Raw genomic sequence first — 25,406 nt, 5'->3', positions numbered from 1 at the left:
GACAGCTTCTTTCAAAATTCTGTCCTGTACGCACCTGTTTTATTTATTTCTGTTGAAGAAACACGTGGGCTCCTTTTTTGTTTGCAGTAATGATGTCCAGCAGCCCGTCGCGGTTCATGTCTTCGACCACCAAATGCAACCCTACACCTGAGTTATCGTCAATCTGGTGCGGAATCCACGTTGGGTTAGGGCCAGGTTTAAACTCAAACCAATACAATACCGCAGGCTCAAACGCCCCTGGGTCTTTGCCATTATGGGCAAAAAAGCGCTTGCCCGTCACCAAATCGGGGTTTCCATCTTTGTTGATGTCGGCCAAGGCCAAGCCGTGGGTTTGTGAAAATAGCTTCCCAATTTCGTGTTTTTCCCATGTTGGATTCCCTTGCGCATCTTTGCCTTGCTGATGCCACCACATGCCGTATTTGTGCGCCGACATGCTAATGACGTCTTTTAGGCCGTCTTTATTGACATCGAGTAGGTACATTTGCGAGCATTCTTCCCCCAAATTGGCACGGTGAAACGTCCAATTAGGCTGCGTACGATCCGCAGGGGCTTCCCACCAACCTTCACGCATCAGCACATCCAACCGCCCATCGCCGTTCATGTCCACCACGCCCAAGCCGTGGGTGTATTTGTGTATTCCAATATTGTCGGTACTAATCACGTAGCGTTTCCACTCGGTATCACCTTTTTTGGAAGGAGCTTTGAGCCAAATCATTTGCTTGGCTTCGGGGTCGTTTCCGATGATATCAAGACGTCCGTCGCCGTCGAGATCTGTAAAAGCAGGCGACTCATTTCCAATGGATTTGTGAATGGTGTACGCTTTCCAATGCCCCGCTTTATTTTTGGGATTTTCGTACCAAACCACCGATTCCCCTGGGGTATCGACACGGATAAAGTCTATCCAACCGTCTTGATTGACGTCCATGCTAAAGTTCAAAAACGAATTGCTGTAGCCACCGTTGACCGTAAATGTATCGCCTTTGGCAATTTCGTGCTGTTTCCAGTTGGGGGCTTCGTACCAAAACGCACCCGACAACACGTCTTTTTTTCCGTCGCGGTTGACATCGCCCACGGCTACGCCTTCGGAGAAAAACATTTTCGTGAGCACTTGTTTTTGAAATTTGATGGGGCGGTTGGTTTGCGCAGAAGCAGGCAAGCTCATCCACACTAGAAGTAGCCCAAGGGCTAGAGACAAAGAATGCGTTTTCATTTTTGGGGAGAAAAAGGAGTTTAGAAAAGGGGTGAGAATTTTTAATTAAAGTGTCCCTCCCCTCCTTTTTTACCCACAGTTGGTTTGTTTTTTCGGAGAAGTGGGCGAACGTAAAGTCTGCCTTCCTATCTTTGACCTTTCAAAAATTCATTAGACTCCAACGAAATTGCAAGAACTCTGGAAGTATTTATTGAAGAAGAGTAATGAGCACTAAAACCCGCATAAGTGAGTCCGAGTTAATGCAAAAACTCTTTTCCTCATTGTCTGAATAAGAATTTACAGAATTAAAGGATGAACAAGATTCAGACAAAGGGATTGTTTCCAAAAACAACAGCATAGAAATGAGTAAAAAACTAAGTCTAAACAGAGAAGACTACGACAGTGTGCTCAAACAAGCGATAGCACAAATTCGCACAGCCCGCATTGTTATTGCCCAACAACTCAACAGTGCCACGCAGTCAGTTTATTGGAATTTGGGCAAATTACTTTTTGAAAAACAGCTTTCAGAAGGCTACGGCAGCGGAGTGGTCAATCAACTTTCTATTGACCTGAAAAACGAATTTCCCGACATGGGCCTGTCGCCTCGCAATTTGTGGGATATGAAGCGTTTTTATGAGCGTTACCATTTGGCAGACCAAAAACTGCGACAGGCTGTCGCAGTTTTGCCGTGGGGGCACAACTTGCTGTTAATCAACAAAGTTCAGTCGCTTGAAGCCGTTACCTATTACGCCACTGAGGCCATAACCAAAAGTTGGAGTCGAGATTGGCTACTCAACGCCATAAAAATGGACAGTTACGCCTACGCCCAAAAGCAAATCAAAGCACATAATTTTAACAAAACACTTTCCGAAATTGATGCTGATTATGCCAACGAAGTCTTTAAAGATGCGTACAATCTTGGTTTCTTAGGCATAACCGAAAAAGTGAAAGAAGCGGAATTGGAAAAACGATTAGTAGAAAAAATAAAATCGTTTGTGTTGGAGTTGGGTAAAGGCTTTACGTTTATCGGTAACCAATACCGTTTGGAATACAATAACAAAGAGTATTTTATAGATATGCTCTTTTTCCATCGGGGTTTGCGTTCGCTGGTGGCTATCGAACTGAAAATAGGCAGCTTTAAAGCAGAATACGTCGGCAAAATGAATTTGTACCTATCCTTGCTCGATAAATTAGAGAAAGGCGAAAATGAAAACAAATCCATTGGAATCATTCTTTGTGCCGATAAAGATCACTTGGATGTAGAAATTGCACTGCAAGACATCAACAAACCCATTGGCGTAGCCGAATATCAACTCTTATTGCCCAAAGATGAGCTACAAGCCTTAATAATGAACGAAATCTCGGCGATTGAACAAGAAAACAATCAATAAGTCATCGACAAACTCCTCATTCCTTCACACCTACCCAACGTTTAAGCTACGTTTATTTTTTTTTAAGACAAATTTTGAGAAACCGAAAAGTTGCACATATATTTGCAACCAGTCAGTTTCTCAATTAAAAAACCAATTATCAACCATTTAAACATACTAAACATGAACCATTTATTGTTTGACTTTACCGTTGATAAAGCCGCTAAATCGGTTTTCATAACCCGCGAATTTGCCGCTGACCTTTCGCTGGTTTGGGATGCTTTCACAAAACAAGAAATTCTTGACCAATGGTGGGCTCCTAAACCTTGGGCATCTAAAACCAAAGTAATGGACTTTACGGTTGGTGGCAGAAGGTTTTATGCCATGGTAAGTCCCGAAGGGCACATGATGTGGGCGGTTCAGAAATATACTTCCATTACGCCCAAAACCAATTTTAAGTACTTGAACGCATTTGCGGATGCCGACGAAAACCCCGAACTACCAGGTTCTGATTGGGAGTATAGTTTCAGGGAGGAAAACGGCAAGACAAAAGTCAGCATTATCATTTACAATGACTCCCTCGAACGGATGGAGAAAATGATTGAAATGGGCTTCAAAGAAGGATTTACGGCGACCTTGGATGAACTCGACCACCTATTGGCGTCCCATTAGCCACGTTTATTATGTTCAATCAACTATCACCATCCACTACTTCGTTTTCAATAAAAATCCCAAAAGCGCATAAAAGTCCTTTTCAGGAATGGTATTTCTGAATTGGTCGGGCATGAGGGTGTATTTAGAGGCTTTGTAGTCTTTGATGTCATTTTTCACTACCGAAAACTCCTGTCCTGCGTTGTTGGCAAAAATCATCGTTTGTCCTTCCGTGCGGCGATACAGTCCCGTCATGGTTTGGCCGTTGTTGAGCGTAATGTTGTAATTCCGAAACGCCTCCGAGATATTCCGATTGGGGTCTAATATTTTTTCAGCCAATGCTTTTTTACCCCAATTCCCAATCCCGTCCAACTGCGGGCCAATCAACCCACCCGCACCTTTGATTTGGTGACACGAACTGCAATTCTGTACAAATACATTTCGGCCCGCCTCGGCCGTTGCATTCGACGACTCAAAACCCGCCAAACGCGCCTGAATCAACTGCTGACGTTCCTCAAACTCATTGGCGCTCCCCGCCGTCAATTCGTTGAGCAAAGCTTGCTGCTTAGGCATCATCTTCGACGCCAAGCGCTCTTTCACCGCTCCTTCCCTAACCACGTCCACATTGATTTCTTCTTCTTTTAAGGCATTGAGCAATTGGTCAATGCCCGACTCGGAGTTGGCCAACGCCGCCGCAATCACCCCTTGTAAGCTACGCGCTCCCCCGTTTAGTCCTTTTCGCAGCCATCCGTTTACTTCAGGCGTATGGGTACGCGTCAGTACCCCAACCAGTTTTTCCCGTAAGGATACCTTTTCCGAACGTTCCAAAAACACCCCGCCAATCAGCGGCGTGTACGCAGGTGCGTCGGTGCTCATGAGCGCACTGGCAGCGGCTACCCGCACTCGGTCGTCGGCTTGGGTATTTTTAAACAAACGAAGCACCGACGGCTCCAACGATTTGCTCTTAAACTCGCCCGCTACCTCGGCCGCTTGCACCCGCCGCGCCACTTGCTGCGCCGTTTCTTTTTCCACCAACGGTTGTTCCAAAAACTGCTTTGCCAGTGTTGTCCCCCACTCTTGCATACGACTAGTCACCGTTTTTCCTCCCTGCGCCAATCCTCTTCGCAGCGCGTTATAAAACGCAAATTGCCCTTCGCGGTTATCTGCGTAACGTTTTTCCAAAGAGCCAATGGTTTCGTTGAGCGCAGGGGCATCCGTGTAGCGAGCCGTGTATTCCAGGTACTTGGCCAACTCGTCGGTGGGCAATGAGCGTTGGGTAGCATATTCCAAAACAAAGGATGCCACTTCGGGCGAGGAAACATCCACCGCCGCTTTGCTTAAAATAGCCCGTTGGGTCTCGCTCCAAGTCGCGCTTGCCACCTGACGAATCATGCCTTTTGCAGCCAAATTTGTACGTATAGCTAGCAGGGTTGTGTATTTCAAATGCGAATCTTCGTCGTTGGTTTGTTGGTACAAATCCGCCAATGGAGCGATATTTTTCAACGCAGGAAAACGGGTCAAAACTTCGGCCGCTACTCGGCGTACAAAAGAGTCTTTATCGGCCAATGCTCCCACGGCCAATGCCTGATGGGCATCGCTAATGGCCGCCGACTCCGCCAATACGCGGTACCCGTGTACTTGCACCAGTGGGTCGGGATGATGCAGGGCTTTTTCCAAGGCCGAAGCGGGCAAGGCGTTTAAGCGATGAAGTATCCAAAGACCCTGTACAAACACCTTGGCATCGGTAGTAGGCAAGGCTAGCAACTGCGACACAGACGGAATAGCCTTTTCTTTCCAGCCATCCACCAAACGATCCGCTATTTTTAGACGAACGTTGAGCTGGGGATGGCTCAACCCTGCCACCAACTCGTCGATAGAGGCTTTTGACCAATCTTTCAAAGAGGGTTGGGCCGAGCTGCCTTTGTAAGTAATCCGCCAAATACGTCCACTGGTGCGGTCGCGGCCTGGGTGATTGAGCGGTACTTCGTAGTGACCAATGATTCGATTGTAGAAATCGGCAATATAGAGCGCTCCGTCGGGGCCAACTTTCACATCCACGGGACGAAACCAAGGGTCGTCGCTGACCAAAAAATCGGCTTCTTTGTGCGCCACGGGTGTTGAGCCATTGTAGGTAATGGTGTTGCGGTTGATGCGACACGTAACCACGTCGCCGTTGTAAAAACTGTTGCGGTATTCGGCAGGAAACTGCTCGCCAATGTAATACGCCAAGCCCGAAAGCGCCGTTGAGCCTAGTTCATAGCTCATCATTTCGGGGCCAAAACCAATCCCCGTTGGTTTCTTGCCAAAATGCGGATAATCAGCGCCTTTAATGAGCTGGTAAATGGGTTTGGAGTGACAATCGACGGAGTACAAAAACCCGCGTTCGTCGTAGGCATATCCAAACGGATTGACCCGCCCGTAGGTCGTTTGTTCTACGCGACTGCCGTCGGTTCGAAAGCGAAACGTATTGCCCGACACCATCGTCACCGAATCACCGTCGGTACCCGCGATTTTGGACGTATTGGTAAAACCGTGGCACGAGTGCATCCAACCGTCAAACCCACGTACAAAATTGCTCACCATTCCGTGGGTATCTTTGTAGCCAAACTCCCCCAAAACCACTTTTCGGTGGTCGGCTTTGCCATCGTTGTTGGCATCGGTAAAATGATAGACGTTGGGAATGCTGTACGCAATAGCACCGTCGGTTACGGGCATGATGCCAATAGGGATATTAAGCCCATCCTGAAAATCAGTAAATTTATCGGCTTTCCCGTCGCCGTTGGTATCTTCTAAAATGGTGATTTTATCTTTCCCTCCCCCCGAAACCGCAGGCATCGGATAATCAAGCGAGTGCGAAACCCACAACCGCCCGCGGTCGTCAAACTCCATATTGATGGGTTTAGCAATCTGGGGTTCGGACGCAAAAAGCGTAATTTCAAAACCTGGCGGCAGCGTGAACCCTCGACGTTCTTGCTCAGGCGTCCGAAACTCGGTAGTGCGAACGTGGTCGGCAAATTTATCTTTAGAAACTACTTGTTTTTGCGGTACACTGCAACCCTGCGCATATAGCAACAACAAGCCCGTACTAAGTAATAAGGGTTTAGGAGGAAACGAAATGATGTTTTTCATTTTTCGAGAAGAAGAAATCGTGGTCAAGGGGTAGAGGATTTGCTACTAAAATGGCAACCTTACCCTTTTTTACCCAAAATCATTCTATTTTTTCGTGGAAAAATAAAAACTTTGCTCAATACTCGCTTTCGATGAGTAAGGGCTGGGAAATAGGGAAAAAAAAGTACGTTATAGAATGTGTAACGAATTGCTGAAATAGAGAAATAAAGTGTAGCAACAGGCTAGTAAACTTTTGAATTACAATACTTTGCAAACTGATACTCTCGCTAAAATCAGCGGCGAGTATTAAATCAAAGTAAAATTCTAGCTGATGGAATCCATTGATACCAAAAAAGAACAGAAAATAGTTGCAACTTCGATTGTAGTCGGTATGATGCTGTATTTATCAAAATTTTTAAGACCCTACTTCGGTAGCAACGATTTTGTACTATTTATTTTGGGGTTTTTACCCAATTTTGGTTTGGCTTTTGCGATACCTTTTATATATGCTAGCAATAGAATACGACTCAACAAATCCCTAGAGCATTTCGTTATTTCATGTATTGGCACCTTTTTGTTAATGATATTAAATGAAATCCGAGATAAATATCAACCTGACCGAGTGTTTGATTGGTATGATATTTATGCTTCATTTTTTGGGGTTGTTTTTTCATTATTTGTATTTAATAAAATATTGAAAAACAACTCTTTCAAATAGCCAAAAACAACTAGACAAAACACTTTAAAAGCCTGTTAGTGTGACACTTGCCAGTCTCCACATCAATTTCAACCAAAGTGCTGAAGAAACATTCAATTTTTATAAGTCGGATTGGATGGAGGGTTTACAAAACTCATGCACTTCAAAGGCATTTTAGAGTGATGAATTTCCAGCATTTGCTTCAACTGTATCCCCCCCCACTAAAATGAAAATAAGACTTCACGAAATTGAGCTGGGAACCAGTGACCCCGCCAAAAGTAAATCATTTTACAACACTATTTTAAGTCTAAATACTTCGGTTGACCAAGCAGCACTCAACGTTTTCCAGTCGGGAGTGGGAGGGATTGACTTTAATACGTCCACCCATTTATCGCCCACTACGGCTGTTGTAAGTTTTTTGACAGATAATTTGCCAGAGGTAATCGAAAGACTCTCCGCAAATGGAATTAGCTTTAGCGAACCCAAAAAATCACATTTAGGGATGACAAGCATTGAATTTAGCGACCCAGATGGTCATTTAATTCGAGTCAACCAACCGACCGAAGACTCTCCGACTTGGTTAAAAGTGTAGAAGACGCTCATAAAAAAACAAGAAATGATACACATCACCCAACTTATTTACGTCATTGAAGGCCAAGAGGCTATTTTTGATGAATTTGAAAGCGTGGCCATCCCCACCATCGCCAAGTACAATGGCCGTCTTTTGTTTAGGGTACGCCCACCCAAGGAGAGTTTTATTGAAGCGCAAATCGAAGCACCTTATGAAATCCATCTGGTGGAGTTTGACGCCCACGAAGACTTCCAAAATTTTATGAAAGACGAAGACCGCAAAAAGATTTTACACCTTAAAGAGCAATCCATAAAGGCATCTGTGCTCTATTTGGGGCAAAAATTGTAGCAAAAACGGGCCAAGCAACATGTATGCTGCTTGGCCCGTTTCAAGGCGTCGAAGTCTTAATTTAACAATGAACCCATGCCAAATGCGGTAATTGTTTTTTTGTATTCTACCTGTACCGCTTCATTTGCCGTTTCTACGATGTGCCCCGTTGATGGATCAACGACCGTTCTGAGAGGGCGTTCGCCTTTGGGTAGGTTTATGAGCGTTACTACGGCATCGGCTACTTCTTGCGGATTTGGTTTAGTTGTTTCAAACAATTGTGCCAGTCCGCTCCCCATCTGGTTCGGAATTTCGGCCAATGCGCCGTATCCTGCCACAACCGACTCATCAGAACCCGTTCTAACTTTGTGCAAAATGTCCGTCGGGAAGGCACCTGGCTGAATAATCGCCACATCAACACCCAAGGGTTTTACTTCGTAGTGCAGTCCTTCGCTCAACCCTTCCAAGCCAAATTTGGCAGCACTATAGACCGTCATAAACGGGAAGGCAAATCTTCCTGCTCCACTCGAAATATTGACGATTAAACCATCTGCTTGTTTACGCATAACGGGTAAAACGGCTTTCATCAATCGCCAGTATGCTACCACATGCAAGCCAAACATCTCTTCTACATCGGTCGTCGTAAAGCTTTCGGCCACGCCCGCAGCTCCAAAACCCGCATTATTGACCAACACATCAATTCGCCCTTCGGCAGCGATGATTGAATCTACGGCATTCTTTACGCTGGCATCGTCCGTCAGGGTTACATCCAACACCGTAATGTTTTCAACCTGCGCAAGTGCCTTGGCCTTTTCGGCATTCTTTGATGCGGTATCTCGCATGGTAGCATATACCTTGTGACCTAATTCCGCTAATGTGTTGGCTGTCAACCAACCAAACCCACTATTCGTCCCTGTAATCAATACAACTTTGTTACTCATTTGCTGTGTTTTTTTTTAAAGTACGCTGCAAAGTTGATGACATTTTGTAACTTTGTGTCATAAGGTAATAGTTTATTTTAATCTACCAATTTACCAATGAGTCAGCTTGTGACAATTAAGAAACCAGCCACTTGTGTGTCGGACAACGAAGTTTGTACCGCCTCGATGAGGGCCATTCAAGACATTATGGACGTATTGGGCGGAAAATGGAAAATTTCCATCGTTACCTGCCTTTGTTTTAGCCCAAGAAGGTTTAGCGAGTTATTAAAACTGGTGGACGGTATATCTGGGAAGGTATTGAGCCGCGAGTTGAAAGACCTAGAGATGAACAAATTAATTTCAAGAACGGTCAAAGACACCCAGCCTATTTCGGTAGAATATGCCATTACCGAATACGGAAATTCGTTCAAAGAACTTATTCAAATCATGGCTGAGTGGGGCGTAAAACACAGAAAAGAGATTATCGGGAAATAAAACTAGCCCCTCTCTCCCTTTTGGCTACAAGATTGCGCCTTTTAACTACATAATTGCTTTGATTTTTTTTGAAACTTGCCGTGGTAAAAAAGCAGAAACAATGACTTCTCAATTGGACTACTATGCAACTTTCACTGACCATCAATAACAAGCCTACGGTTTTGGATGTCGAGCCCGACATGCCTTTGCTGTGGCTCATTCGCGATGAAGCCAAACTCAAAGGAACAAAGTTTGGCTGTGGCAAAGCTCTATGCGGCGCTTGCTCCCTTTATGTTGACGGGGATTTAATCCGCTCCTGTTCGTATCCTGCCCAACTCGCCAATGGCAAAAAAATAACCACCATCGAAGGGCTTTCGGAAGACGAGGCCCATCTGCACCCCGTACAGCAAGCGTGGCTGGAAGTTCAAGTTCCCCAATGCGGCTACTGCCAATCTGGTTTTATGATGGCCGCCGCTAAGCTTTTGGAAGAAAACCCCAATCCCACGACCGATGACATCAAAAATGGCATTTCCAACATCTGTCGGTGTGGTACTCATCCTCGCATTATTAAAGCAATTCTTTTGGCGGCAAAACTAAAAAACGATGGAAAACGCGGATAAAAAACCTAAAAAAGGATTTTCGAGAAGAAAATTTTTGGCCATCTCTGGTTCTGGCGTGGCAGGAACGTTGGCCTTGCTCTATTTCGGACGAGGAGCCATTAGAAGAAAAATAAGTGACTTCACTTCAGAAATGGACATTCCAGCGGATGTGTCGGATTTTGACCATAAGCTGTGGTTTGAAGTCAATGCCGACAATACCATTACCCTAAAATCGCCCAAAGCCGAGATGGGGCAAGGAATTTTTACGGGTTTTGCCATGCTTGCTGCGGAAGAACTGGACGTGGCAGTAGAGAAAATTAAGGTTGTTCACGCCAACTCCTTAAACGGTCTTCTCTCCAATACGGGGGGAAGCAACAGCACTTCTTCTTTTTATGTCACCATCCGAGAAGTGGCCGCTACCCTGCGGGAAACCCTCAAACTTCAGGCGTCGAAATTGTGGAATATTCCCGTTGCTTCCATCTCGACCAAAGACGGAATGCTGACGGCAGGTGATAAGCAATTATCGTATGCCGACTTGGCCAAACAGATTACCAAATGGGAAACAACCGAAACACCCCCGTTACGACCGTCGTCACAGTTCAAGTACGTTGGTAAACAACAAAAACGAATTGATTTGCCCGATAAAGTCCTCGGCAAACCGATTTATGGCATTGATGTTACCCTACCCGACATGGTGTACGGCGCGATGCTTTATTCTCCCTATGTGAAAGGAACTCTAAAAAGTACCGATACCAGTGGGGCAAAAAATACGGCGGGCGTATTGAAGATAGTGGAAGAAAAAGACTGGATTGGCGTGGTGGCTACCTCTCGCTACGCTGCCCAAACGGCGGTGGAGAAAATCAAGGCGGAGTGGGACTACAACCCCAACGTTTCTACCAAAGACCTCGAAAAATTGATAACAGTCGGGAACGGCAAAGAGGTCAATATCCAAAACGATGGCGACACAGACAGCGTACCCGATGAGGTGCTCACGGGCGAATTTCGTACGCCAATTGGTTTTCACGGCAATTTAGAACCTTCCATTGTCGTCGCTGATTATAAAGACAACAAAATAACGCTTTACGCTTCTTTCCAAAACCCAGCCTATTTGCAAACTTCCGTTGCGGAGGCATTAGACCTTAAAAACGAGGACGTTGCCATTATGCCTACGTACATGGGGGGAGGATTTGGCAGAAAGGCGTTTAAGAGCAACGCCGTAGAAGCAGCCAAACTATCCAAAGCCGTCGGCAAGCCCGTTCACCTGCTGGCTACCCGTCAGCAAGAGTTTCAAAACGGATACGTAAGGCCCAATACCCACCACGTTTTAAAAGGAAAAGTGGGTAAAGACGGCAAAATTTTGGCCTTTGAACACCACCTTGCTACGGGCCCGATGATCTTTAACTCCGTCCCTGCTATTGCCGAAACCATTTTAGGCGCCGATTTTATCGTGGCAGGCCACGGCGCGCGGTGCCCGTACCATGTTACCAACATTAAAACCACGGTATGGCACAACAACCTCCCCTTTGAAACCAGTATATGGCGGGGTGTGGGGATGTTTGCCAACACGTTCGCCATCGAAAGTTTTATGGATGAATTGGCGCATAAAGCAGGCGTTAATCCTCTGAAATTGCGAATCGACCACTGCGACGACACGCCTCAGTTGGTTCGTCGGAAAAAGCTGCTCGAAATCATTGGCGAAAAATCAGGCTGGCACTTACCAAAGTCGGAAGGGATTGGCCGCGGCTTGGCAGTCTGCGACGACCGCAAAACGGTTTCGGCGGCGGTGGTAGAAGTAAAAATAGTCGACGGAGCCATTAAGATTGTGAAAGTAACCCAGGCCATTGACCCTGGCAAAATCATTAACCCCGACGGCATCAGGCAGCAAGTAGAAGGCGCCACCATGATGGCCATCAGTGCGACTCTTTACGAGCAAGGTACGGTAGAAAATGGGCAATTTGTCCAAACCAATTTCCATAATTACCAAGTAGTAAGGCTTAGCGACACGCCCGAAATAGAAGTCATTTTGCACGAAGGTTCTGAGGTACCTTCGGGGGTTGGAGAGCCTCCCCTTTCTCCTATTGCGCCCGCCATCGCCAATGCAATTTTTGACCTGACGGGTAAGCGTTTACGGTCATTGCCTTTGCAGTTGGCTTTTCAAAACGCATCAAATCTGTAAGATTTATTTTCCGTTGCCAAAGCTATAAGGTTTGAGAAACCTTATAGCTTTTTTTATTTTAAAAACTCCTTCCTTTTTGACTACAACAAACCGACTTTTAGCTACATTCCTTTGCGGGTTAGTGCTGACCTTTGCATTAACAAAACACGCAAAAAAATGGACTTAAAAAACAGCACAATCCTTATTACAGGAGGCACAAGTGGAATCGGTTTAGAATTTGTAAAACAATTGACTGAGCTAGGTGCAACTATCATTGTTACAGGCAGAAAACTGGATGCACTTAACGAAACAAAGAAGCAGTTTCCCAACGTACATACGTTCCAAAGTGACGTGAGTAATTCGAGGGATATTGAGAAATTATACAAAGAAGTTACGCTACAATTTCCCGAGCTCAATATCATCATTAATAACGCAGGTTTGATGCGTTTAATCGACCTACAAGACCAGTCATTGGACTTGGAAAATATCAACCGAGAAATTGCTACTAATCTTTCGGGGACAGTTCAGATGGTGCATCAATTTTTGCCCCATTTATTGAAACAAAAATCAGCTGCGATTGTCAACGTTTCATCGGGAATAGCCTTTATGAGCTACTCAGCAGCGCCCATTTATAGCGCCACCAAAGCAGGGGTTCGCGCCTACACCCAATCCTTACGACTACAATTGGAAGATACCAATGTAAAAGTATTTGAAATGATCCCTCCAGGAGTAAAAACAAAATTGCAAGACGATTGGGTAAAACAGCCTAACGAAAGCATGATGATGAATGCAGACGACATGGTAAAAGTAGCTATTAATGGTCTGCTAAAAGACAAAAAGGAATTAAAGCCTTTTGCCATCAACATTATCAAATTAGCTAGCAGGCTAATACCCAATGTTTTGTTAAACTTTGGCCACCGTGAGTTTAAAGAAATCAAAAAACTTAAAAACAACCAATAACGATGAAAAAGGTATTTTTTGCTGGACTACTATTATTTCTCTCAGTGGTAAGTTTTGCACAGCAACCTGCCGATAAAATAATCGGACAATGGGAAAGTATTGATGGCGATGTAAAATTGAAGTTTGACCTCTTTAAGCAAGACGGGAAATATTTCGGAAAGCTTCTTTGGGCTTCCAATATGTTTGAAACCGATGGAAAAACGTCAAAAAAAGACTCCAATAATCCTGACAAATCCTTACAAAACCGCCCGCGACAAGGCATTATCAATGTCACTAACCTTAAATATGACGACGGCCAGTACGAAGGTGGAAAGCTCTACAACCCAAGTGATGGCAACAGTTACAGCTTAAATGCCAAACTAAAAACCGAAAATGAGCTTCATTTTCGTGGGTATTTGGGTATTTCACTTTTAGGAAAAACAATGAAGTTTAAAAGGATTCAATAAATTGAAGGTTGGATGCATAAAAAGAATAGCCTCGGAGAGGCGAAACCTTTGTAGAAAAAGTAAACAAACCCCTCCCCAAAGGCCCATCGGAGCGGCCGACGCTCGGAAAAAGATGTCACCCCGATGGGGCTTTTGGGAGACCTTTATCCTTTTTTTCTACTAAGATTTCGCCTCGCTGAGGCTGCTTTTTTTAATGCGTTTAACCTGCAACAACTATGAAAAAGATGTTTTTGGGTAGTTTAATATTAGCTTTCGTTCGTCAGTCGTTTTAAAATAACCGACCGTAAATGCGCTTCATTGGTGTCGCCCCATTGACCCAAAGCCGAAATAACGGGGATGATGGTTTCACCCAACTCAGTAAGTCGGTATTCCACTTTGGGCGGAAGAACTGGAAAAATTTCTTTAGTGACCAACCCGTGGTCTTCCAGTTCTTTCAACTGAATATTCAATACCCGTCTGGTGGCATCGGGGATTTTGCGTTGCAGTTCGCTTGGCCGTAGATGCCCTTCACTGATAAACCATAGCAAACGAATTTTCCATTTGCCATACAGTACTTCGCCAATCAAGTCTAAGCCGCAGTTTAGGCTTGGTAAAATTTTTCTTTCATACATACCACAAAATTAGACCTATGCTCCAAATCGTACAATAGGGGAAAAATTTATCCCTATCCGAATCGTATTTCCGTAATTGCTTCACCTGAATGTATGCCTGAAATTTGCACAAAAAACAATCAGATGGAGCAGGATTTTAATTTCAATAACGAGCTATCGGGCAAAAGAGATTTCGGGAACTTTCCCTGGCAGTCCACTTGTATTAACGTAGTTGAGGAGAGGAAGGCTATCACAAAAGAACGATAAACGTTAAAATCAATGCTCAAAGAATTTTCATTAAAGCAATTTGGCAACCTTCGTTCTTTGGATAGCGAAATCAGCGATAGTATCCTCCAATCCATTGAAGAACACATAAAAATTCTTTTTCTGCCCAAAAACACAGCCATCCAAGTTGACTTCCAACGCTTCCTCTTGGATTCGGATGCGTTGCTCTTCATCAACCCTAAAGTGGTGATACAATTTTCTCAAAATGAGAACAATAAAGAAATCTTACTACACTTCAACCGCGACTTTTATTGCATCGAAATCCACGACCAAGAAGTAGCTTGCGATGGGATTTTGTACAACAATGTGTTTGAAGTGCCTTTCATTAAGCTAAGAGATAGCCAATCGTCGTACATGCAAAAAGTCATCAGGGAGATACAACATGAGATGGAAAACGACGATGCTAGCACCGAAGAAATGTTACGAATTTTGCTCAAACTTATTATTCTCAAGTCCACGCGGATTTGGAAGGAGCAACACCAATTGGCTGACAATCAACAACATGCTGATGTGCAATTTTTGAGAAAATTTAGCAAGTTGGTGGAGCAGCATTACAAAACCCACCATACGGTAGCCGACTATGCTGATATGCTTTCTATCACGCCCAAAAATCTCAGCAAAAAAATAGGATTACTTAGCAAAGACACACCCAACGACATCATCAAAAACCGAATCATCCTCGAAAGCAAGCGCCTTTTGGCCCACACGTCTTTGTCGGTCAAAGAGATTGCGTACAGCCTAAACTACGAGGACGATGCTTATTTTGTTCGGTTCTTCACCAAAAACACGGGAATCTCCCCTACATCGTTCCGAAAACAGTTCTGATTTCGTCATTTCTGGTGATTGAGGAAAAATGTGCAATTCAAGGCGAAGTTTGTCCATTGATGGGCTTCGCTTTTTAAAAGACCTTTGCATCATCAAATCAATCATTAACCATTTGACAATCAAAACAATGAACAAGCTAACAGTAAAAGACGGAACTGAAATTTATTTCAAAGATTTAGGAGAAGGACAACCCATCTTTTTCCACCACGGATGGCCACTATCGTCGGACGATTGGGATGCTCAAATGATGTTTTTCTTGGAAAAAGGGTTTCGAGTAATCGCTCACGACCGCCGTGGCCACGGACGCTCTACCCAAACCTACCAAGGCAATGACATGGACACCTACGCAGCCGACGTAGCAGAACTTACCGAATTTTTAGACCTCAAAAACGCGATTCACATTGGGCATTCGACAGGAGGTGGCGAGGCCATACGATATGCCGCCAAATATGGCAAAGACCGAGTAGCCAAAGTGGTATTAATCAGCGCCATTACGCCCTACATGATTGCCGACGAAAGAAACCCTGACGGTGTGCCTTTGGAGGTATTTGATAACATTCGCCACAATACCCAACACAACCGAGCACAGTTTTACCAAGACATTACTTTTCCATTTTTTGGGTACAACCGAGAAGGCGCAGTGGTAAAAAAAGGCATCCAAGACAACTGGTGGAGACAAGGAATGATGGGGGGAATCAAAGCACAATACGACTGTGTCAAGGTATTTTCGGAAACTGATTTCACCGAAGATTTACAAAGTGTGGACGTCCCCGTTTTAGTACTTCACGGCGACGACGACCAGATTGTTCCCTACAAGACCACTGCCGTAAAAGCCCACGAACTTTTGAAAAACGGAACACTGATTATCTACCCAGGCTTTCCGCACGGTATGCCTACTACCGAAGCCGAAACCATCAACAACGACATTTTAAAGTTCATCAATTCTTAACGAAAAGGTGTCATCTAAAAGAAAAGCTCATCCACGGATGGGCTTTTTGGCGTTGTTATAAATGCTGACAAATTCGCCTAATCACAAAATACATCTATCTTCGTGGACACGGACAATCCAACCATCAAACCCCAACACCTCATGAAGGCATTCCAGAAAACCGCGTTTCAATTTTGCTTCCTTTTTTGTCTCCTAGCCCAACTTGCTTTTACTAGCCATGCCAGCGATGAGCGTGCCACCGTTCATACGACCTGGAATGGCTTCGAAATGCTGGAGTTTCAATTTGAAGGCGTCGAAGCCAAAGTAGTTCTTCCCCATCAACCCAACCCACACAAAAACTGGATTTGGCGTACTCAGTTTTGGGCGCACGAACCGCAAGTGGACATTGCCTTGTTGCAAAAAGGGTTTCATGTAGTGTATGTCGATGTGGTGGATTTGTACGGTGGGCCAAAATCAATGCACCGGTTCGATGGTTTTTACAATCATCTGATTCAACGTTTCGGGCTTAGCCCCAAAACGGTCTTTGAAGGACTGAGCCGAGGCGGCTTGGATGCCTACAATTGGGCTTCACGGAACGCAGACAAGGTATATTGTATCTATGCCGATGCGCCTGTATGTGATATAAAAAGCTGGCCAGGCGGTTTAGGCAAGGGAAAAGGCTCCAAAAATGACTGGGAAAAATGCCTCAAAGCGTACGACTTGACCGAAGCCACAGTCAATGATTTTAAGGACAGCCCTATCAACAATTGTGTAAAACTGGCAGCCGCTAAAATTCCTCTCTTACACGTTTGTGGAGACGCAGATGATGTCGTCCCCATTGATGAAAATACGTATCAGTTAGCAGAACAGTATCGAAGTGCTGGCGGGACGATTGAGCTCATTGTCAAAAAAGGAGTGGGACATCATCCACACTGCCTAAAAGACCCGAAACCCATTGTTGACTTTATTTTAAAAAACACGGGGAATTGAGAGTTAATGTAAAAAAGCTTGTTACTATTGACTATTATTAATTTATGAAGGCTGACAAAATAAACATCTATTCATTACTAGACAATCTTAGAATTAGAAAAGGAATGTATTTAGGAAATGACTATAACTTCAGCTCTCTTAAATCATTTCTTTCAGGTTTTATGATGGCGTCGTCTGAAGATCAATTAAAACTTGACAACTACCCTAACTTTGAGTATTTTAATATTTGGTTATTAGGACATTTAAACAGCCACTTTGGCCTAGGTGGGGATTGGTACTGGCAAATATCAAATAGAAATCCTAATGATGATGAAAAACATTTTGAAGAGTTTTTTATTTTTCTTGAAAAATTCAAGTCATCAAAAGTCAAAAAAAAGCTACTCATTGTTGATATTGATTTTATAAAAATTAAAAACCAAAATTATGTTCGTATGTATAAATCAGCAGATGGAAATACAATACATTTAAATGATATTCCTAGTAAAATCATATGGACTACAATTGAAAATTCAACTATAATTTGGACGGATTTTTATGATAGTAACGATGAGGAAATTTTTGGAGGAATTTGGCATATAAATGCAGATAATGCTATAAAAGCGTTAGAAAGCGAATTTGGTCAGTTAAAAATAAATAAGTCCGAATTGTGCTAACACGTTAAATACCATGAAAATTTTTACAAAAAAATCTTTAATAATACCACTTTTATGGGTTCTGTTAAATTGCCAAGAGAAAAAGAATACTGCAAAAAAAATATTACTATCTGCGAATCAAAAATTAGCATATTTAGAGAAAATAGAAAAAACGTTCGAGATATATGGCGATAGCAGCTACTTATTCACTGAAACTATACATGAAATAAATCATAACAAAACCGAAAACTGGGAAGGACGTGTTCAAATTATGAATGATACTATAAAGTTTTTTCCTTTTAGATTAGCCTATAATCAGAGTGAAGTAGCTGTTCTAAAGAATGGTTTTATTGAATTTATCAATGGCCAGTCTTTTGAAAAACTCAAAATCCAACAAACATCATTATTTATCAATAATAGTATTGACTTCACCAATTTTAAAGACTATGCCGTTTTTTCCATCCAAACAGACATTGATAGCTCTACAAATAAGCAAAACTTGCAAAGTTATGATTTAAAAACAAAAGAATTATCCAGAATAGACACTATTCTAAAGCAAGGTTTTCAAAAAAACTCTAATTTAAGAGAGTTTTCAAACTACATTAAGCAGGTTGAAGCAGTTAGAAATACTCAAGGGAATATTATAGCTTTTATCCATTGTTTTTGCAAAGACAAACACAGAGATGAAATCTATCAATATTATCCAACATCAATGATGGATGGTGGAAATTGTAACGTTTTTATTAAATTAAATTTAACGACTAATAAAATTGAAATTTTAACTATTGCTGGAGAGGCGTAAAACCTCACACATTCAGATAATGACAGAAGCTCCATTTCAACTCTACAATCCTGAACTTGAAGGAGAAGTTTACTACTTGACAGAGCAAGAAGGTGGCCGAAGGAACCCTATCACATCGAGGTACCGAGGACAGTTTTACTATAATGGCAGAGATTGGGATGCTCCCCAAATATTGATTGATAAAGAAATTTGTTACCCAGGTGAAACTGCAAAAATTAGGCTTCAAATGTTAAGCCCTAACTTTCACGTTGGGCAATTTTACGTTGGTCAAGGCTTTGAAATAAGAGAAGGAACCACAACCGTCGGGCGCGGTAAAATCACTCAAATTTTGAGGGATGATTTTAAGTATTGGGACTTCGACACGTTTTTCAAAAACTTACAACCTGAGCAAAAACCATTTGATTTTCAAGATATTAAAAAAATTTCCACAAAAATCCACCACGGATTAACATCCATTCGGCAAATTAGTAAGCTAATTTTCACAAAATCCTTGTCCAATCCCTACCAAATGCTGACCGTCGAGTGTAAATTGAGAGACAAGGGCTGTCAGGCACAGGCATTGGTAGATGAAATCTGTAACCGTTGGAGAGAGGAAATACACCTAGACAACTCTCATTACAAAACAGAGCTACTATTTTCGGACAAAGGATTTTACTTTGAGCTCACTTTTGCCACTTGGCACACTAGGTTTTTGACGGGGAGAATTATGGTGAATACAACATCTTAACGTCGCCCTTTGCTTTCCATCACTCCCCTCCCTTACTCATCACCATTTTCAAAAAATCTTCCCGAAAATTACTTCCGAGTGGGACTTCGCCTTTTTGAAGTAACAGGATACGGTAGGACTCTATAATGCTGATTTTCTGAATATTGACCGCAAACGAGCGATGAACTCGCACAAACTGCGACGCGGGCAAAAGCTCCAACACCGAGCCAAACGTCTGGGTAATGTTGAAGGTGCTGTGCTCGGTTACAAATTTGACTTGGTTGCCTTGCGCCTCTACGTAGTACAGTTCGTCAAAAAATAACTTTATCAATTTACCGTCTGACTTCAGGAAAGTGTGGTTTTCGGGCGTGTTGGGTTGCTGCTTTAGGGCAGCTTTGGCCTTGTCGATGGCCTGCAAAAAACGCTCCATCGAAAAGGGTTTCAGCAGGTAGTCCGTAGCTGCAAGATCAAAGGCTTCGTGGGCGTGTTCTTTGTAGGCCGTCGTAAAAATAGTAATGGGTTTGTGAGGAAGGCTTCTGAGAAAATTAATGCCGTTCATCACGGGCATATTGATGTCCAAAAATAGCACATCCACCCTGCCAGTCTCCAAAATGGGCCTTGCCATAAACACATCGATTACCGAACCAACTACCTCTATTTCAGGAAAATACCTACAATACCCCTCAATAAGCTGACGCGCCAGCGGTTCATCATCCACTATGAGTGCCTTTAGTGTCATGTAAGTCTTAATTTAACCATAAAAGTATTGTTTTTCTGCTCGATACTTAAATCATGGCGGTGAGGATAAGCGAGTTCCAATCGTTTTTTTACGTTGTCCAGCCCCAAGCCACTGTGTTGCTCCAGCGTATTTCGGGTCACGCTAGGGTCAAAACTATTTTGTACCGAAAAAAGCACCGTTTTACCCCAAATTTGTACGTCTATGGCAATCTTAATCTGCGGATTTTGGGTGTTTTTGGAATGTTTAAACGCATTTTCTACAAACACAATCAACAGCATAGGAGCAATCGGCGGAGCTTCGGCAAGCGATTCGGGCCAATTTGTGACCAGTTCCAACCGTTCGCCTAACCGTATTTTTTCAAAATCAATGTAGTTTTTCAAGTAATTGATTTCGTCTTCGAGAGCCACCAACGTAGCCTTGGTGTCATACACCGTATAGCGCAGCAAGTCGGATAACTTGAGCAGCAACGGCGGCAATTTAGAAGCATCGTGTATCGAAAGTGCATACAGGTTATTGAGCGTATTAAACAAAAAATGCGGGCTCAACTGACTCTGTAATAACTTCAATTCGGCATCGCTTACGTCGGCTTTGGTCTCGGCGGTAGTAATTTTTTGCTCAATCTGGTGTTTGATAATAGCCACGCCCATCGTCGTAACAAACCCCAATCCCATCAAGGCCAGATTGACGTACAACAACACCGAAAAACTGCCAGTAAACCTCAAATAATTGATTGCCAAACCAAAACCCAGCAAAAACCCAATAAAAAGTACCCCCAAAATCGTCACGGCGCGGTCTTTATTGCGAGATTTTTTACTCAAATAATACGCTGCAATAAAACGCCCCGCCGCCGCACAGCCTATCGTCAACACGCTACTTATCAAGGCTTGGTTCTTTTCACCATCTAAATCAATAATGTGAAATGTAAAAAGCACCGCAAAAAACAGCCCCACCGCGCCTACTGCCCACTGAAAAAGGGTAATAACAATCTGCTTTGGTTTGCCAAAAATGAGCCAAAGTACAACCACCGAAAAGGTAAAAACGAGAATATTTCCAGCCATTTTGTTTCAATTTTTGGTCAAAAATGGAAATTCTGTTTCATTACTTTTCTCCTTGACTGACAGAAAGGCTTTTTTGACTGACGAAAACCGTAAAATACGGCAAGTTTGTTTAACCACTACTATTCGCCCCTCTCTCGTCAGTCGATTTTCCCTTTTTATCACAGCAGCTACCCTTTCTGTCCGTGCCCTTCTCTAAAAAACAGCGTCTTTCAGAGTTTTGCCAAAAAACACAACGCAGCATGAAAAATTGCATGTTACTCTTTCTCCTCATTACCACCACGGCGCTGGCGCAAAGCAATTTGAAGGGAGAAATTAAAGACCACCACAACGAAGCCGCCGTAGGAGCCAATGTGCTATTGATTGCCTTGCCCGATAGCCAGCAAGTAGCGGGTGTCGCGGCCAATGCCCAAGGAAAATTTGAATTCACGAACCTAAAACAAGGGAACTATTTCCTCAAAATCAGCTATTTGGGGTCAAAGAAATACCAAAGCCCCACCATTCAGATAAGTGGAACGTCTTTGTCGCTACCAACCATTTTTTTACTTCCCGAGAAAACCCAACAACTGGCCGAAGTTATCGTCAAAACGACGCGTCCGCTGGTGGTTCAGGAAGAAGACAAAACCGTCATCAACGTAGAAGCCATGAGCGGAGCTGCCACCCTATCGGCCCAAGAAGTGCTAGAACGCACCCCGAGCCTAGTAGTGGATCAAAACGGCAATGTGCAGCTCAACGGTCGCAGCAACGTGATGGTGCTCATCGACGGGCGGCCCACCTACATGAGCGGCACCGACTTGGTGGCTTACCTCAAATCGCTGCCCGCCCAGATGTTGGACAAATTGGAGCTGATGGACTCCCCTCCCGCCAAATACGATGCCACAGGCTCGGCCATTGTGAACATTGTACTGAAAAAAAATCGCCTTTACGGTCTGACGGGAAACATTAGCACTAGCCAAAGTGTAGGGCACACGTGGCGGAGTTACAACAACCTTAACCTCAACTACCGACAAGGAAAACTCAATCTTTTTGGGGGCGTAGGTTTGCCTCGCGACGCCAATCGCACAGTTACTACTTCCACCCGAACTATCACCGAAAACGCTACTAATCAAGAATATAGCAGCGATAACACCGCCACTTCTGAAAGTTTGGGCGGCACAATTCGGCTGGGTTTTGATTACGACAAAAGCAAAAATACCGTCATCGGAGGGCAATTATTTTTGCAAAAAAGCCAACGCAACGACGGAGCAGTATTTACAAATTTAATCAACAACGAACCATACGACGGCACCAATCGTGGGCAATTTGACTGGAACAATCTAAGTGCCAACCTCAATTTTACCCACAAACCACAAAAACAAGGCAGCGAATGGAGCGGCGACGTAAACTATCAGCAATATGGCTCCGATGGCGTTAGAAATTTTCAGAGTAGCCACGCCAATAACACCCAGATTTTCAACAATGTTTTCTTCACACCCGCTACAATTCTGACCTTCAAAACCGATTATCGCCGCCCTGTTTCTGCCAAAACAACGTTTGAAATGGGGGCAAAAATAGGCTTTGTAAAAAACGCCAACGAAGCCGACGTAGAGCATAAAAAAGACCAAAGCTTCGTACTTGACCCTACCAAAAGCAACCATTTTTTTTACAACGAAAACATCAATGCCGCTTACCTCAACCTACGCCATACGTTGAACAAGCGCACCAGTTTGCAAATGGGGCTACGCGCCGAAAACACCAATATTGAAGGCAATCTACTGCCCAACATCGCTACCACGGGCGAGCAATTTTCGCAGCATTTCACCAACCTCTTCCCCACTTTCTTCTTTCGACGCGCGTTGGACAGCGTGGGCAAGCACAGTTTGAGTTTCAACTACGGCCGCCGCATCAACCGCCCAAGTTATCAGCAGTTTAACCCATTCCTCAACTACGTGGACGACTACACCTTTACCAGCGGAAACCCCGCGTTAAAGCCCTTTTATCTGCACAATCTTCAACTTCGTTACCAACACAACAACGGCATTAGCGTAGGAGTTGCCATGGATTTTGCCGATGGATTGAATGGCGATTTGAACATTCGCGAGGGCGATGTGTTCGTCCGAAAACCGTTCAATTTGGGCAAGGGCTATCGGTTTGGGATTGTGAGCAATTACAACAAAAGAATCAACAAGTATTGGACGACCAACGTGAGTTTTCAAGGATTTCGTTTCAATATTCAAGGCACAGTAAACGGCGACGTGGCCGTTACCCGCTACGTGTCCTTTCGCATCAATGCGGGGCAGCAGTTTAGTTTTGGGAAAGGCTGGTCGGCGGACTTATACGCCAATATTTCGGCCCGCGACCAAGTATTTACCATGACCATGGGCAGTTTTTACTCGATTTACGTGGGCGTTGGCAAGAAAATATTGAAGGACAAAGGCAGTATCCGCTTGATGATTGACGACCCGACTTTTGCCAATTACCGCACTGAAACCATGACCAATTACCAAAATACGACCCAATACCGCAAAACACAAAGCGATACCCGCCGCATCGGGCTCAATTTTAGCTATCGTTTTGGCAACGAAAAATACACCCGTCGCCGCCAAACCGAAGACACCGCCGAAGAAGAGCGCCGAAGAGTGCAGTAGTGAACCAAACTTTTGTATATTCGTTGGGTGGGGGTTATACATCCCCTACCTCTTCAATCCCATGCATGAACAATTGCTAGAGCTCATTGCCCAAAAAGTAACGCTTTCGGCGCACGATAAAGCGCTGTGTCAACAGTACTTTGAACCTGTTCGTTTTCCCAAAAACTACATTATCGAAGAAGAAGGCAAAGTCCCTCACTACCTGTATTTTATTGTATCGGGTTACCTTCGGCTGTTTCATTACAACGATAAAGGCGATGAAGTCACAACTCACCTCAATTGTCCGCCTGGTTTTATTACTTCCTATTTTAATTTTATCAACCAAACCACCGCCCACGAAAACTTGGAATGTATCACCGAGAGCCAATTGCTACGCATCACCAAAAGCCATTTAGAACAGCTTACCTCACAGAGTAGCGCGTTCAAAGATTTTAGCATTTGGGTTTTCCAGAAATCCCTTTCGTACAACGAAAATCGCTCCAAAGAACTAGCTACGCTAACGGCCGAACAGCGCTACTTAACCCTCATTGAACATTACCCCGACCTGTTGCACAATGTCCCCGTTCAATACATCGCATCTTTTTTGGGCATGAATCCCAAAAGTTTGAGCCGAATACGCAAACAAGTAATTAGGTAACATTTGTGAAGTGGTTTTGAAAAATCGATGCTGAATTTTGTGGCATCATTTTAACAACCAAACACATGACACAAAGCCATTTAGCATTGGTAACGGGCGCCAACGGGCACCTTGGCCACAATTTAGTACGCCTACTTATTGAGAAAGGGATTCCCGTTCGGGCGTCGGTTCGAAGCCTCAAAAGCGCAACTTCGTTGGCAGGACTGAACTGTGAAGTAGTGCAAGCAGACATCACTGACAAACCATCGTTGGTGAACGCCTTTCAAGGAGTCGAAACGCTGTATGCCGTCGGGGCGGCGTTCAAGCTTTGGGCAAAAAATCCCAAAAAGGACATTTACGACGTCAACCTACAAGGCACTAAAAACACCCTCGAAGCCGCTGCCGAAGCAGGCGTAAAGCGCATCGTGTATGTAAGCTCCATTGCTGCCCTCAACTACTCGACCGTACCAACCAAAGAAAGCAACGGCTACAATCCCGACCGCCGCGATATGTATTACAATTCAAAAAATGACGGGGAAAAATTGGCGTTTGAGTTGGCCAAAAAATTCAACATCGAATTGGTCGCGGTCTTGCCCTCAGCCATGATTGGAAGCGAAGCCTTTGCCCCGCTCAACGTTTCTTACAACATCATGCAGCTGATTTTGAAGAAAGAAATTCCCGTTGAAACCAACATCACTCTCAACTGGATTGACGTAAAAGACGTGGCGTTGGGCTGCTATTTGGCCGCTACCAAAGGCCGCAGTGGCGAACGCTATATTTTGGCCAATGAACACTGTATGTCCATCAAAGAAACGACAAAAATTGCCCAAGAGCTTTTTCCTGAATTAGGAATAAAACTACCAATAGCCGTCCCTAAACCGCTGTTGTTGGCCGTAGCTTGGGGCATGGAAATCGGGAGTAAAATCAGCGGCAAGGCGCCCTTGCTCACCACCAAAGACATTTCGATGTTTTCGGGTTTGCAACAAGACTTTGATGTATCAAAAGCTCGTACTGAATTGGGTTTTACTCCCAAAAGTCCTACGCAAGCCGTCAAAGAAGCGATGTATTATTTGCGGAACAACGAGGGGAGGTTCAATTTTTCACCAACCCAATAAAATAACCCCAACATGGCCCATACTTTCTG

At 43.9% G+C, this 25,406-nt stretch carries 25 protein-coding genes; 19 read left to right on the top strand and 6 right to left on the bottom strand.

Features of this window, described 5'->3' with window-relative positions:
- Positions 1-43: 43 nt before the first annotated feature.
- Positions 44-1,210: an FG-GAP repeat domain-containing protein gene (locus AC23N5_RS13570; protein ID WP_487755998.1), complete on the bottom strand. Its 1,167-nt coding sequence runs from the start codon at positions 1,208-1,210 to the stop codon at positions 44-46.
- 341 nt (positions 1,211-1,551) lie between these two features.
- Here AC23N5_RS13570 and AC23N5_RS13565 point away from each other — a divergent pair, with 341 nt between their 5' ends.
- Together AC23N5_RS13565 and AC23N5_RS13560 are read left to right on the top strand one after the other, a co-directional pair.
- Complete coding sequence (locus AC23N5_RS13565; RefSeq protein WP_487755997.1) at positions 1,552-2,580, top strand: PDDEXK nuclease domain-containing protein; 1,029 nt, start codon at positions 1,552-1,554, stop codon at positions 2,578-2,580.
- Between the two features lie 162 nt (positions 2,581-2,742).
- The gene (locus tag AC23N5_RS13560) at positions 2,743-3,231 is read left to right on the top strand and encodes an SRPBCC family protein (protein ID WP_487755996.1); all 489 of its coding nucleotides are present in this window, start codon (positions 2,743-2,745) and stop codon (positions 3,229-3,231) included.
- Positions 3,232-3,267: 36 nt separating this feature from the next.
- Here the strand turns inward: AC23N5_RS13560 and AC23N5_RS13555 are convergent, their stop codons facing one another.
- Positions 3,268-6,339, bottom strand: coding sequence for a PVC-type heme-binding CxxCH protein (locus AC23N5_RS13555; RefSeq protein ID WP_487755995.1), 3,072 nt, complete (start codon positions 6,337-6,339; stop codon positions 3,268-3,270).
- A 310-nt stretch (positions 6,340-6,649) separates the two neighbouring features.
- Between AC23N5_RS13555 and AC23N5_RS13550 the strand changes: the two genes are divergently transcribed.
- The 3 genes from AC23N5_RS13550 to AC23N5_RS13540 all read left to right on the top strand — a co-directional run bounded on the left by AC23N5_RS13550 (position 6,650) and on the right by AC23N5_RS13540 (position 7,934).
- Positions 6,650-7,036 (top strand): hypothetical protein, encoded by a 387-nt coding sequence (locus AC23N5_RS13550; RefSeq protein ID WP_183970962.1) that lies wholly within the window; start codon positions 6,650-6,652, stop codon positions 7,034-7,036.
- 205 nt (positions 7,037-7,241) lie between these two features.
- Positions 7,242-7,607 carry a VOC family protein gene (locus tag AC23N5_RS13545; RefSeq protein WP_183970961.1) on the top strand — a complete coding sequence of 122 codons (366 nt, stop codon included), beginning with the start codon at positions 7,242-7,244 and terminating at the stop codon, positions 7,605-7,607.
- A gap of 24 nt (positions 7,608-7,631) precedes the next feature.
- On the top strand, positions 7,632-7,934 hold the full coding sequence (locus AC23N5_RS13540; protein ID WP_487755994.1) for a DUF1330 domain-containing protein: 303 nt from the start codon (positions 7,632-7,634) through the stop codon (positions 7,932-7,934).
- Positions 7,935-7,990: 56 nt separating this feature from the next.
- Here the strand turns inward: AC23N5_RS13540 and AC23N5_RS13535 are convergent, their stop codons facing one another.
- Positions 7,991-8,854, bottom strand: coding sequence for an SDR family oxidoreductase (locus AC23N5_RS13535; protein ID WP_487755993.1), 864 nt, complete (start codon positions 8,852-8,854; stop codon positions 7,991-7,993).
- 96 nt (positions 8,855-8,950) lie between these two features.
- Here AC23N5_RS13535 and AC23N5_RS13530 point away from each other — a divergent pair, with 96 nt between their 5' ends.
- From AC23N5_RS13530 to AC23N5_RS13510, 5 genes are all read left to right on the top strand, one after another.
- Entirely contained in the window at positions 8,951-9,328 is a 378-nt protein-coding gene (locus tag AC23N5_RS13530) for a winged helix-turn-helix transcriptional regulator (RefSeq protein WP_221225520.1), read from the top strand.
- A 122-nt stretch (positions 9,329-9,450) separates the two neighbouring features.
- Positions 9,451-9,927: a (2Fe-2S)-binding protein gene (locus tag AC23N5_RS13525; protein ID WP_183970957.1), complete on the top strand. Its 477-nt coding sequence runs from the start codon at positions 9,451-9,453 to the stop codon at positions 9,925-9,927.
- The gene (locus AC23N5_RS13520) at positions 9,911-12,082 is read left to right on the top strand and encodes a xanthine dehydrogenase family protein molybdopterin-binding subunit (protein WP_487755992.1); all 2,172 of its coding nucleotides are present in this window, start codon (positions 9,911-9,913) and stop codon (positions 12,080-12,082) included. Before AC23N5_RS13525 ends, AC23N5_RS13520 begins: the two co-directional genes overlap by 17 nt.
- Before the next feature lie 156 nt (positions 12,083-12,238).
- Positions 12,239-13,021, top strand: coding sequence for an SDR family oxidoreductase (locus AC23N5_RS13515; RefSeq protein ID WP_487755991.1), 783 nt, complete (start codon positions 12,239-12,241; stop codon positions 13,019-13,021).
- 2 nt (positions 13,022-13,023) lie between these two features.
- A complete protein-coding gene (locus AC23N5_RS13510; RefSeq protein WP_183970954.1) occupies positions 13,024-13,467 on the top strand; it encodes a DUF2147 domain-containing protein in 444 nt (147 codons plus the stop codon).
- Between the two features lie 245 nt (positions 13,468-13,712).
- Here AC23N5_RS13510 and AC23N5_RS13505 read toward each other — a convergent pair whose 3' ends face one another.
- Positions 13,713-14,078 (bottom strand): winged helix-turn-helix transcriptional regulator, encoded by a 366-nt coding sequence (locus tag AC23N5_RS13505; RefSeq protein WP_122934116.1) that lies wholly within the window; start codon positions 14,076-14,078, stop codon positions 13,713-13,715.
- A gap of 258 nt (positions 14,079-14,336) precedes the next feature.
- On the opposite strand from AC23N5_RS13505, the gene AC23N5_RS13500 reads away from it, so the two are divergent.
- The 6 genes from AC23N5_RS13500 to AC23N5_RS13475 all read left to right on the top strand — a co-directional run bounded on the left by AC23N5_RS13500 (position 14,337) and on the right by AC23N5_RS13475 (position 19,246).
- Positions 14,337-15,167 (top strand): helix-turn-helix domain-containing protein, encoded by an 831-nt coding sequence (locus AC23N5_RS13500; protein ID WP_487755990.1) that lies wholly within the window; start codon positions 14,337-14,339, stop codon positions 15,165-15,167.
- A gap of 127 nt (positions 15,168-15,294) precedes the next feature.
- A complete protein-coding gene (locus tag AC23N5_RS13495) occupies positions 15,295-16,116 on the top strand; it encodes an alpha/beta fold hydrolase (protein ID WP_487755989.1) in 822 nt (273 codons plus the stop codon).
- A gap of 141 nt (positions 16,117-16,257) precedes the next feature.
- Positions 16,258-17,085 (top strand): alpha/beta hydrolase family protein, encoded by an 828-nt coding sequence (locus tag AC23N5_RS13490; RefSeq protein ID WP_487755988.1) that lies wholly within the window; start codon positions 16,258-16,260, stop codon positions 17,083-17,085.
- Between the two features lie 44 nt (positions 17,086-17,129).
- Positions 17,130-17,738: a hypothetical protein gene (locus tag AC23N5_RS13485; protein WP_487755987.1), complete on the top strand. Its 609-nt coding sequence runs from the start codon at positions 17,130-17,132 to the stop codon at positions 17,736-17,738.
- A gap of 13 nt (positions 17,739-17,751) precedes the next feature.
- Positions 17,752-18,519: a hypothetical protein gene (locus AC23N5_RS13480; RefSeq protein WP_487755986.1), complete on the top strand. Its 768-nt coding sequence runs from the start codon at positions 17,752-17,754 to the stop codon at positions 18,517-18,519.
- Between the two features lie 19 nt (positions 18,520-18,538).
- Positions 18,539-19,246, top strand: a complete 708-nt coding sequence (locus AC23N5_RS13475; RefSeq protein ID WP_487755985.1) for an EF-Tu C-terminal domain-related protein — start codon at positions 18,539-18,541, stop codon at positions 19,244-19,246.
- 19 nt (positions 19,247-19,265) lie between these two features.
- Here AC23N5_RS13475 and AC23N5_RS13470 read toward each other — a convergent pair whose 3' ends face one another.
- On the bottom strand, positions 19,266-19,964 hold the full coding sequence (locus AC23N5_RS13470) for a LytR/AlgR family response regulator transcription factor (protein WP_487755984.1): 699 nt from the start codon (positions 19,962-19,964) through the stop codon (positions 19,266-19,268).
- Positions 19,961-21,022, bottom strand: a complete 1,062-nt coding sequence (locus AC23N5_RS13465) for a sensor histidine kinase (RefSeq protein WP_487755983.1) — start codon at positions 21,020-21,022, stop codon at positions 19,961-19,963. The genes AC23N5_RS13470 and AC23N5_RS13465 overlap by 4 nt, the downstream gene beginning before the upstream one ends.
- Before the next feature lie 239 nt (positions 21,023-21,261).
- On the opposite strand from AC23N5_RS13465, the gene AC23N5_RS13460 reads away from it, so the two are divergent.
- The 3 genes from AC23N5_RS13460 to AC23N5_RS13450 all read left to right on the top strand — a co-directional run bounded on the left by AC23N5_RS13460 (position 21,262) and on the right by AC23N5_RS13450 (position 25,377).
- Positions 21,262-23,646 (top strand): TonB-dependent receptor domain-containing protein, encoded by a 2,385-nt coding sequence (locus AC23N5_RS13460; RefSeq protein WP_487755982.1) that lies wholly within the window; start codon positions 21,262-21,264, stop codon positions 23,644-23,646.
- A 61-nt stretch (positions 23,647-23,707) separates the two neighbouring features.
- Complete coding sequence (locus tag AC23N5_RS13455) at positions 23,708-24,283, top strand: Crp/Fnr family transcriptional regulator (RefSeq protein WP_183970944.1); 576 nt, start codon at positions 23,708-23,710, stop codon at positions 24,281-24,283.
- Between the two features lie 65 nt (positions 24,284-24,348).
- Positions 24,349-25,377: an NAD-dependent epimerase/dehydratase family protein gene (locus tag AC23N5_RS13450; RefSeq protein ID WP_487755981.1), complete on the top strand. Its 1,029-nt coding sequence runs from the start codon at positions 24,349-24,351 to the stop codon at positions 25,375-25,377.
- The last annotated feature ends 29 nt before the right edge of the window (positions 25,378-25,406 follow it).

It is taken from the genome of Runella sp. R5_40 (assembly GCF_057652295.1).
The sequence above is the reverse complement of the archived record's forward strand: the minus strand, read 5'-3'. Positions and strand labels throughout refer to the sequence as shown.